The following is a 10,140-nucleotide window of genomic DNA, read 5'->3' as shown; positions in this document are numbered from 1 at the left end:
CACGGTAGTAGGGATACATGGTGTCGAGCTCCTCGGCGGCGTCGCCGGTCAGGAGCAGCGCTCTGGGCACCTGCTTCTCCTCGCATCTGGGCGGGTGAGATGGATCCAATCCGATCCGATCCGATCCGCTCCGGTTGGGTTAGCATTCCTCGGCCCGGCCCGCTCGTCAAGCCTTTGCCGCCATCGAGTCCGCGTCCTGGGCCTCGTCGAACAATCGCCGAAACCGCTCACCCGACAGCAGGATGTGCCGACGCATGGCGTAGGCGGCGGCGTCGGGATCACGCGCGGCGATCGCGGCCAGAACCTCTTCGTGCTCGGCCATGGCCAGGTGAGTGACCTGGGTGTCGTGCAGAAGCCGGAACAGGTGCACGTGCGTGTGCAGGCGAGCGAGCGCTTCGCGGATGACCTGGTTCTCCGCGCTCAGGGCGATGAGATCGTGAAAAGCGGCGTCGCGTAGCCCGAAGGCGCCATAGGCCATGGCCCCGTCGCCCCCCTCCAGCTCCGCCATCTCCTCCAGCATTCGTCGCATACCGTCCACCTGCTTCGAGGATGCGCGTTCGGCGGATCTGCGCGCCGCCGCCGGCTCGAGGAGCAGGCGGACCTCAACCATGTCCTCGAATCGGTCACGGGTGATCTGGGGTGGAATGCGATAACCGGCATGGGGCACACGCACGACCAGGCCCTCGGCCTCCATGCGGTTCAGAGCGTCTCGGATCGGTGTCTGCGAGACCCCGAGCTCTCGCGCCAGGGCATCGATCGTGACGCGGGAGCCAGGCTCGATCCGTAGCGACATCAGCTGTCCGAGCAGCGTGTCGTACACCTCGTCGGCAAGCCGGCCGCGAGATCTTCCCGGCGGCGTTCCGCCTCTCATGGCCCCACGGCGCCGCGCGATCACCGCTTCGTCGTCCATCGTGACGTGAGGTCCTTTCTTGCGCCTTCGGGAACCTGTTGACATCGGTCGCAACGCTACGGGATATTGACGCCCCCACCCGGATCGTATAGGAAAGGTGACGGATGCCAGCCATCCTTCACCAATCGGGGAACCGCCCGCCATCGCTCCGCTTCGATCAGTTGGAGCTCCCATGAGCATGCTCGACGTCCTACTCGATTCGCCATCGGGCCCACAAGGACCGAAGGACCTCTCGACTGCCTGAAGCCCATCACGTCGCGGCGTACTCGTGACGCCGGTCCGCGGGTCAGCCCCTGCGACAGCCGGCAACACGCCCGAACAACCCAGCAACTGCTCGGCGAAGCACATAGCAGGGCTCCAGAAGTTCCCACCCCCCAGAAAGCAGGCAAGAGGATGCGGTATCCCAAGCGGATAGGACGACTGTCCGTTCCCACTCGAAAGGTGCAGCTGGCGACGATGGCCATGGTGATGGCCACGACCATGGCGGCTTGCGGTGGCCAGGACGACGGCGCGGCGAGCGCCCCCAAGGCGCCGGCGGACATCCCGGAGCTCACCAAGGACCCGCTGACCCTCAGCTTCATCTGGTTCGAGTGGCCCCCCGCCAAAGCTCTGGAAGACTTCGCGAACGCGGAGTACACCAAGGAGCGGTCGAACGTGACCATCAAGGTCAACACCGTGCCGAACGCGAACTGGCACGACGCGATGTTCACCCAGTTCGCAGCGAACAAGACCGACTTCGACATCCCGATCCTGGACTCGCAGCACATCGGCGAGGCCGTGACGAACGGCAACATCCTCGACATCACCGACTTCGTCAAGAAGAACATCGACGTCGACGCCTACAACCCGTACCTCCTGGCGGCCTACGGCCAGTACCCCCAGGCGGAGACCGGGCAGCGCGACGAGAACGCCAGCCTGTACGGCCTGCCACTGCTCGGCGACACCTGGACGATGATCTACCGCAAGGACCTGATCGGCGACAAGCCGCCGCAGACCTGGGACGAGATGATCGCAGCCGCCGAGAAGTGCCAGACGGACAACCCCGGCGTCAGCGGGCTGGCCTTCCACCAGGCCAACGGCTCCGACGCCGCGGCCGTGACCTACAACACGGTCAACGGCGTCTACGGCGGCAAACTCTGGGACTCCAAGGCGCGCAAGATCGAGGGCGTCATCAACGACGCCGCGGGCCAGGAGGCGATGGACGTCCTGGTCAACAAGATGAAGCCGCTGACCGCCGCGGGCTCCGGCAACTGGTTCATCGACGAGGTGAACGCGGCGGTCGCCCAGGGCAAGGCATGCATCGCGTTCAACTGGATCGCCGCGAGCGGTGGCCTGCTCGACCCGAAGGAGTCGACGCTCGGCACCACGCGGGAGGAGATCCTCCAGAAGCTGGGCTTCGCCACCCTGCCGAAGCAGAAGACGGACCTGGTGCCGCTCGGCGGCATGGGGATGCACGTGTCGGCCTACTCCTCCCCGGAGAAGCAGGCGGAGGCCCTGAACTTCATGAAGTGGTTCGAGCAGGCTGACATCCAGAAGAAGTGGGCGGCCGCCGGTGGTGTGCCCGCGCGTACGGACGCCCTGGCCTCGCCCGAGTTCCTCAATGCCGGGCCGTTCAACCAGGTGTACGCCGACTCGGTCACCCGGATGCGGGACATGTGGAACGTGCCCGAGTACGCGCGCCTCATCGACATCGAGAACACCAACGTGAACGCGGCTCTCAACGGCGCGAAGAACCCGAAGGACGCGCTCAACGACATCGCCAAGGAACAGCAGGGCGTGCTCGACTCCGCCGGCCGCAAGGGTGGCGGCGGACTGTGAGTGACCCCGTCTCTCTGACGACGGACCACCCGGTGCAGGAGGCGTCCGTGACGCCTCCTGCACCGGGGCGGTCCCGCCACCTGAGCGACCGCTGGCTCACGGTGGCCTTCATCTCCCCCGCGTTGCTGCTGTTGCTGGCGATGTCGGTTTTCCCGCTGCTGTGGGCGTTGTACCTGTCGTTCACCGACTACTCGGCCACCCGAGGGGGGGCCGCCACCTTCGTCTGGTTCGAGAACTTCACCGCCATCCTGACTTCGGCGCAGGTCCACCTGAGGGCCTTCACGACGTTGATCTACGTGGTCGGTGCGGTCACCCTGCAGACCGTGCTCGGTTTCTCCATCGCGTACCTGATCTCACGGCGCACGCACGGGCGAGGAGTGCTGACCACGCTGTTCCTGGTTCCGATGATGCTGTCGCCGGTCGTGGTCGGGCTGTTCTGGCGATTCATGCTCGACGCGCAGTTCGGCGTGATCAACAGCATGCTCGGCTCGCTCGGCCTGGGGCAGGTGGAGTGGCTCACCCGGCAGAACACGGCATTGATCTCCCTGATCGTGGTCGACACCTGGCAGTGGACGCCGTTCATCATGCTCATCGCACTCGCGGGCCTCACCGCGGTCCCCAAGTACCTGTACGAGGCCGCCTCGATCGACCGGGCGTCCGAGTGGTTCCGGTTCCGCACCATCACTCTTCCGCTGGTGTGGCCGCTGCTCCTCATCGCCGTGCTGTTCAGGGCCATCGAGGCATTCCGGCTGTTCGACCTCGTCTACATCCTCACCAGCGGAGGTCCGGGAGTCTCCACCGAGACGTTGTCGTTCCACGTCTACAAGGTCGCGTTCCTGGGCTTCAACACCGGAACCGCCTCGGCGTACGGGATCCTCATGGTCCTCGTCGTCATCGTCCTCGCGCAGCTCTACATGCGCTACCTGAACAAGCTCAAGGAGGACTGATGGCCGTCTCCGTCGACGAGGCCGTGTCCCCAGGTCCTGTCCAGGATCACCGGCCCCCAGGGCGCCGCTTCGGCGGCCGGGGACGCGCCGTGCTGGAGGTCGCGCTGCTGGCCGTGCTGGCCACCGTGATGCTCTTCCCGGTGCTGTGGATGATCGAGACGTCCATCAAGGAGAACCGGGACGTCTACGCCATCCCGGCCAAGTTCTTCAACTTCACGGTCACGTTGGACCATTTCAAGGACGTGTTCGTCGCCTCCGGTGGCGGTCCCTCGACCTTGTCCGGCGCGTTCCTCAACTCCGTCGTGGTCGCCGGGGTCTCCACGGTGCTGGCCACCGTGCTGGGGGTCCCGGCGGCCTGGGCCTACTCACGCTTCGCCGTGAAGGCCAAGAAGGACCAGCTGTTCTTCATCCTGTCCACCCGGTTCATGCCGCCCGTGGTGGTCGTGATCCCGATCTTCCTCATGTACCGCCAAGTCGGACTCTTCGACACCAAGCTCGGCCTGATCCTCATCTACACCGCGTTCAACGTCCCGTTCACGATCTGGATGATGAAGGGGTTCGTCGACGAGGTGCCCGCGGAGTACGAGGATGCCGCCATGCTCGACGGTTACACCCGCCTGCAGGCGTTCTGGAAATTCACCCTTCCCCTGCTCCTGCCCGGCATCGCCGCGACGGCGGTCTTCGCCCTCATCTTCTCGTGGAACGAGTTCGTGTTCGCCATCTTCCTCACCTCCAGCGACGCCGTGCGGACGGCCCCGCCCGCCATCGCCGGCCTCATCGGCGGAACCACTGTGGACTGGGGTCTCGTGGCCGCCGCCTCCATAGTGTTCGCCCTACCGGTGCTCGTCTTCGCCTACCTGGTGCGCAAGCACCTCGTCGCCGGTGTGACGCTCGGGGCGGTGCGACGCTGATGGCGGGCATCGAGGTGACCGCGCTGCACAAGCGCTACCCGGACGGGACGGTCGCGGTCGAGCACGTGGACCTGTCCATCGCCGACGGCGAGCTGTTCGTGATGCTCGGCCCTTCGGGCTGCGGCAAGACGACCACGCTGCGGGCCATAGCCGGCCTGGAGAGGCAGACGACGGGCGACATCCGCATCGGCGACACACTGGTCAACGACCTGCCGCCCGCCGAGCGCGACATCGCCATGGTGTTCCAGTTCTACGCTCTCTACCCGCATCTGAGAACCCGTGACAACCTGGCGTTCCCCCTGCGGGCCGAGGGACTGCCCAAGCAGGAGGTGCAGGAGCGGGTCGACGAGGCCGCCCGGCTGATGCGGCTCGGCCCGCTCATGGACCGGCGACCGCACCGGCTGTCCGGCGGGGAGCAGCAGCGCGTCGCGCTCGCTCGCGCCCTGGTGCGACGACCGCGCGCGTTCCTCATGGACGAACCCCTCACCAACCTGGACGCGGAGCTGAGGGCGGACATGCGCACGGAGATCAAGCACCTCCAAGGGGAGCTGGGGACGACGATGGTCTACGTCACCCACGACCAGGTCGAGGCGATGTCGCTCGGTCACAGAATCGCCATCCTCAACAAGGGCCGCGTCGAGCAGGTCGGCACGCCGCTGGAGGTCTACGACCGTCCGGCGAGTCTCTTCTGCGCCGCGTTCATCGGCTCCCCGCCGATGAACCTGATCGAGGTGGAGCTGGCCGACGGGCAACTGCGCAGCAAGAGCGGACTGGCCCTCACGCCACCGCCGAACCTGCCGCGCGACCGTTCCCTGATCGCGGGCGTCCGGCCGGAGGCGCTGGAAGTCACGGAACCGGGGGCGGAACGTTCGGTCCCGGCCCGCGTGGTCTCGGCGGAGTGGCTGGGCGACGAGATCATCTACGTGGTCGACCACGGCGACCGGCGCGACGCACGGGTTCGAATGCCACTGACCGTCCGTTTCGCCGCCGACGCGCCGGTCGGGCTGCGGCACACCGGCGGGCCCCCGCCCGTCTACGACGCGAGCACGGAAGAGCTGGTGGCCTGATGGGAACCGTGGCAGTGCACGGGCTGTCCAAGTCCTTCGGTAAAGTCCAGGCCCTCGACGGGGTGACGCTGGACGTGCCGGACGGCTCGTTCTTCGTCGTGCTGGGGCCCTCCGGGGCAGGCAAGACGACGACCCTGCGAGCGATCGCCGGCCTTGAGAAGCTCGACGCCGGGTCGGTGCACCTGGACGGGAGAGACGCGACCGGTGACACCCCGGCCGCACGCGACCTGGCCATGGTCTTCCAGAGCTACGCCCTCTACCCGCGACTCACGGCGTACGAGAACATCGCCTCGCCACTGCGGGCACGCCGCTGCTCTTCCAGCGAGATCGCCGCCGCCGTCGAGAAGATGTCGAGTCTGCTGCACATCGAACGCCTGCTGCAGCGTCGTCCCGCGCAGATGTCGGGCGGTGAGATGCAGCGTGTCGCCCTGGCCAGGGCACTGGTCCGTCGCCCGCGCGCGTTCCTCATGGACGAGCCGCTGACCAACCTCGACCTCAAGCTCCGCGTCGAGATGCGCACCGAGCTCACCCGCATCCACCGGAGCCTCGGGGGAACCTTCGTCTACGTGACCAACGACCAGGTCGAGGCCCTGTCCATGGCCGACCAGGTCGCGGTCCTCAAGGAGGGGAAGGTGCAACAGGTCGGAACGCCGGCCGAGGTGTACGAGCGTCCGGCCAACCAGTGGGTCGCGGGCTTCGTCGGGAGCCCGGCGATCAGCCTGCTCGCCTGCCACGCCGAGGGAGATCGCCTGGTCGGGGCGGAAGGCTGGACGCTGCCGCGGCCCCGCTGGACCACGGCCGAGGACGGTCGTCCGCTGCTGCTGGGCCTGCGCGCGGAGGACCTGTCCGTCGAGCGGCGTGGGAGCGCGTCGTTGCCGGGTGAGCTCTACGGCCTTGAGCCGCTCGGTGACCGGACGGTGGTCGACGTCCGGGTGGGGACGGAGATGCTCAAGATCAAGGCACGACCCACCGTCACCGGTACGCCGGGCGAGCGGCTGCTTGTCACGGTCGACCTGGACCGTGCGCACCTGTTCGACGCGGACACCGGGCTGGCGCTGTCCGAGGCCGGGAGGTAACCGCGCGGGGCGACGTCGACATGTGCCCCTACGAGGCGATCGAGCCTCGGCGGACCGTCACCGGTGAGCACGGCCTGACGACGCCGAAGCGGCCATGGCCCGAGAAGGCGATCGGTGGCGCGGGGCGTCGCCTCTCGGCCAGGGCCGAGGCCACGTTCGACCCGCTCGGCGACCTCGACCCCGACGAGGTCGTGTGACCCGTTCGTCAACGCGCGTGGCGCGACCGCGGAGGTCACGCCGGACATCACCAAGCACATCACAGGAGGCGACGCGATGAGTGACCCGATGAACGTCCTGGCCCCCGAGCACCGGCGGCTCCGGATCGGCGACGCCTGGCGCGACGCCGCCGGCGGAGCCACCTTCGCCGTCGAGGACCCGGCCACCGGCAAGACCATCGCCGAGGTGGCGGACGCCGACGTCGTGGACGGGCTCGCCGCTCTGGACGCGGCGAGCAAGGCGATGGCGGAGTGGGCGGCGACCTCGCCGCGAAAACGGTCGGAGTTGCTGACCGCGACGTACCGGGCACTGACCGAGCGATCCGAGGAGGTCGCCCGGCTGATAACGCTCGAGATGGGCAAGCCGCTCGCCGAGGCTCGCGGAGAGGTGGCCTACGGCGCCGAGTTCTTCCGTTGGTTCGCCGAGGAGGCGGTGCGCGTCGAGGGACGCTACAACACCGCTCCCGCCGGTGGATATCGCATCCTCACCGTACCGAAGCCGGTCGGACCGTGCGTCTTCGTGACGCCCTGGAACTTTCCGCTGGCCATGGGTGCCCGCAAGATCGCTCCTGCGCTGGCGGCGGGCTGCACGACGATCACCAAGCCGGCGGCCCAGACGCCACTCACCATGCTGTTCCTGGCCCGCATCATGGAGGAGGTCGGCGTTCCCCCGGGCGTCGTCAACGTCGTGACGACAAAGCGTTCCGGCAAGGTGGTCTCGGCACTGCTGGCCGACCGCCGGACCCGCAAGCTTTCGTTCACCGGGTCGACCGAGGTCGGGCGCGTGCTGCTCCGACAGGCGGCGGACAACGTGCTGCGCACCTCCATGGAACTGGGCGGCAACGCGGCCTTGATCGTGTGTGCCGACGCGGACCTGGATGTCGCGCTCGACGGTGCCATGGTGGCCAAGATGCGCAACATCGGGGAGTCCTGCATCGCGGCCAACCGGATCTACGTCGAGGAGCCGGTGCGCGAGGAGTTCACGGCGCGCTTCGCCGAGCGGATGGCCGCACTCTCGGTGGGCCACGGTCTCGACGACGGCGTGAACGTCGGGGCGCTGATCGACGAGCCCTCGGTCACCAAGATCGACGAGCTCGTCGCCGACGCGGTCGATCGCGGCGCCCGTGTCCTGGTGGGCGGCGAGCGTCCGGAGGGGCCGGGCCACTTCTACCCGCCTACGGTCCTCGTCGACGTGCCCGAAGACGCGCAGATACTGGAGGCGGAAATCTTCGGCCCGGTGGCGCCGATCATCTCGTTCACGTCCGACGACGAGGTGATGGCGAAGGCCAACGACACCGAGCACGGCCTGGCCGGATACGTCTTCACCCGTGACCTCCAGCGGGCGCTCCGGTTCGCCGAAGGGCTGGAGACGGGGATGATCGGCATCAACCGTGGCCTGATCTCGGACCCGTCGGCTCCGTTCGGAGGCGTGAAGCAGTCCGGGATCGGCAAGGAGGGGTCGCACGAGGGCATCTTCGAGTACCTCGACGTCACCTACGCCGCGATCGACCTACCGTGACCGGCCTGCGGCTCCGGGTGCCCGCCGAGGATCACCGCATCGCGATGGACCCGAGGGCGCCCGGGCACGACCGGATCCGGGAGTCCGGCACGCGCCTGCGCCACCCGGCAGCCAACCCTGCCGACGCCGTCCCGGTCTCGCAGGTGACCTGGACGTCCGCCCAGCAAATCACCGCCGACGTTCCAGAGAGGCACTGACATGCTTGAGACCGTCCGCGGACCACGCCAGCTGATAGTGGGCGAAGGGGTCGCGCAGAACATCCCGCGAGTGGTGGCCGAGTGCGGCTCGCGACTCCTCATCGTGACCGACCGGGTTCTTCTGGGGCAGCCGGGCGTGGCCGAGATCGTGGCCGCAGTGCGGGAGAAGGTCGAAGTCGTCGGGGTGTTCGCCGACGCGACTCCGGACGTGCCACTCACCGATGTCGCCCTGGCCGTCTCGGTCGCCGCAGAGGTGGACGCCGACGTGATCCTCGCCATCGGGGGCGGCACGGTGATCGACCTCGCCAAAATCGTCGGCGTCATCCGGCGCCACGGTGGGACGCCGCGCGACTTCTACGGCGAGTCGAGGGTGCCGGGGCCGACGATTCCTCTCGTCGCGGTCCCGACGACGTCAGGCACCGGCTCCGAGCTCACGCCCGTCTCGGTGCTGACCGACCCGGACCGCGAGCTGAAGGTGGGGGTCTCCAGTGTCCACATCGTGCCCGACTTCGCCATCGTCGACCCCGAGCTCACCTACACCTGCCCCGCGACCGTCACCGCCCACTCCGGCATCGACGCGTTTTGCCACGCGGTGGAGAGCTACACCGCGCGTCCCCGGGCCCACGCACCTCGCGACCCGGTGGAGCAGGTCTTCCTCGGCCGCAACCCGATCACCGATCACTACGCGCTCCTGGCCGCGGAGCGGATCGCCCGCAGCTTGCCCCGTGCCGTCAGGGACGGAGGCGACAAGGACGCGCGCGCGGACATGTCCTATGGGTCCATGCTGGCCGGGCTCGCGTTCTCCCACGCGGGCAACGGGGCTCCGCACGCCCTCCAGTACCCCATCGGCGCAGCCACCCACACACCGCACGGCCTGGGCGTCGGGCTGCTGCTGCCCTACGCGCTGGACGCGGCCAAGGATGCCATCGGCGACCGGTTGGCCGTCCTCGCCGGGGCGTGCGGGCTCGACGTGACCGACGCCTCCGATGCCGAGGCCGCGGATACGTTCCTCACCTGGCTCGACGGGCTCCTTGCCGACATCGGCATCCCTGCCACCTTGGCGGACATCGGCGTGGCACGCGCCGACCTCCCGCGCTTCGCGGAGATGGCCAGTGGCGTCACCCGCTTGATCCAGAACCATCCGGGCCCGACCGACACCGCCAGCCTGACCGCGATCCTCGAAGCGGCCTGGACCGGGGACCGGACCCGACGCGTCCTGACTCCGGAGCAGAGACGGTGACGGGCCTTTCACCTGACGACGAGTTCCCTGCCCCACCCTGGGTATCGGAATTGTCGGCTACGCCGTAATGGGAGCCGCCCGTTCCCCGGCCTGGCGCACGGCTGCGCGCCCACCAGGCCGTTCGTCGCCGCCCCGCGATGCCCGGGTACCGGGCCTTCGGTGCGTCCGGGGCGGTGATCTGCCGGGTCCGCGGGTGGATGCCGTCGGTGCCGCTCATGACGTCCGCGTCGAGGCGATGTC

The 10,140-nt window shown here is 68.3% G+C and carries 10 protein-coding genes; 9 read left to right on the top strand and 1 reads right to left on the bottom strand.

Annotated features, from left to right (window positions below):
- Window positions 1–166 precede the first annotated feature (166 nt).
- The gene (locus ABT352_RS38330) at window positions 167–910 is read right to left on the bottom strand and encodes a GntR family transcriptional regulator (protein ID WP_350949955.1); all 744 of its coding nucleotides are present in this window, start codon (window positions 908–910) and stop codon (window positions 167–169) included.
- Between the two features lie 441 nt (window positions 911–1,351).
- On the opposite strand from ABT352_RS38330, the gene ABT352_RS38325 reads away from it, so the two are divergent.
- From ABT352_RS38325 to ABT352_RS38285, 9 genes are all read left to right on the top strand, one after another.
- Window positions 1,352–2,728, top strand: a complete 1,377-nt coding sequence (locus ABT352_RS38325; RefSeq protein WP_350949954.1) for an extracellular solute-binding protein — start codon at window positions 1,352–1,354, stop codon at window positions 2,726–2,728.
- A 47-nt stretch (window positions 2,729–2,775) separates the two neighbouring features.
- Window positions 2,776–3,675 (top strand): carbohydrate ABC transporter permease, encoded by a 900-nt coding sequence (locus ABT352_RS38320; RefSeq protein WP_350949953.1) that lies wholly within the window; start codon window positions 2,776–2,778, stop codon window positions 3,673–3,675.
- Window positions 3,675–4,586, top strand: coding sequence for a carbohydrate ABC transporter permease (locus ABT352_RS38315; RefSeq protein ID WP_350949952.1), 912 nt, complete (start codon window positions 3,675–3,677; stop codon window positions 4,584–4,586). Before ABT352_RS38320 ends, ABT352_RS38315 begins: the two co-directional genes overlap by 1 nt.
- On the top strand, window positions 4,586–5,653 hold the full coding sequence (locus tag ABT352_RS38310) for an ABC transporter ATP-binding protein (protein WP_350949951.1): 1,068 nt from the start codon (window positions 4,586–4,588) through the stop codon (window positions 5,651–5,653). The genes ABT352_RS38315 and ABT352_RS38310 overlap by 1 nt, the downstream gene beginning before the upstream one ends.
- Window positions 5,653–6,729: an ABC transporter ATP-binding protein gene (locus tag ABT352_RS38305; protein ID WP_350949950.1), complete on the top strand. Its 1,077-nt coding sequence runs from the start codon at window positions 5,653–5,655 to the stop codon at window positions 6,727–6,729. The genes ABT352_RS38310 and ABT352_RS38305 overlap by 1 nt, the downstream gene beginning before the upstream one ends.
- Before the next feature lie 20 nt (window positions 6,730–6,749).
- The gene (locus ABT352_RS38300; protein ID WP_350949949.1) at window positions 6,750–6,926 is read left to right on the top strand and encodes a hypothetical protein; all 177 of its coding nucleotides are present in this window, start codon (window positions 6,750–6,752) and stop codon (window positions 6,924–6,926) included.
- Window positions 6,927–7,002: 76 nt separating this feature from the next.
- On the top strand, window positions 7,003–8,463 hold the full coding sequence (locus tag ABT352_RS38295; protein ID WP_350949948.1) for an NAD-dependent succinate-semialdehyde dehydrogenase: 1,461 nt from the start codon (window positions 7,003–7,005) through the stop codon (window positions 8,461–8,463).
- Window positions 8,460–8,660 carry a hypothetical protein gene (locus ABT352_RS38290; RefSeq protein ID WP_350949947.1) on the top strand — a complete coding sequence of 67 codons (201 nt, stop codon included), beginning with the start codon at window positions 8,460–8,462 and terminating at the stop codon, window positions 8,658–8,660. The genes ABT352_RS38295 and ABT352_RS38290 overlap by 4 nt, the downstream gene beginning before the upstream one ends.
- 1 nt (window position 8,661) lies before the next feature.
- Entirely contained in the window at window positions 8,662–9,900 is a 1,239-nt protein-coding gene (locus ABT352_RS38285) for an iron-containing alcohol dehydrogenase (protein ID WP_350949946.1), read from the top strand.
- Window positions 9,901–10,140 lie beyond the last annotated feature (240 nt).

Origin of the sequence: Streptosporangium sp. NPDC000563, assembly GCF_040299985.1 — a bacterium.
GTDB lineage: Bacteria > Actinomycetota > Actinomycetes > Streptosporangiales > Streptosporangiaceae > Streptosporangium.
The sequence above is the reverse complement of the archived record's forward strand: the minus strand, read 5'-3'. Positions and strand labels throughout refer to the sequence as shown.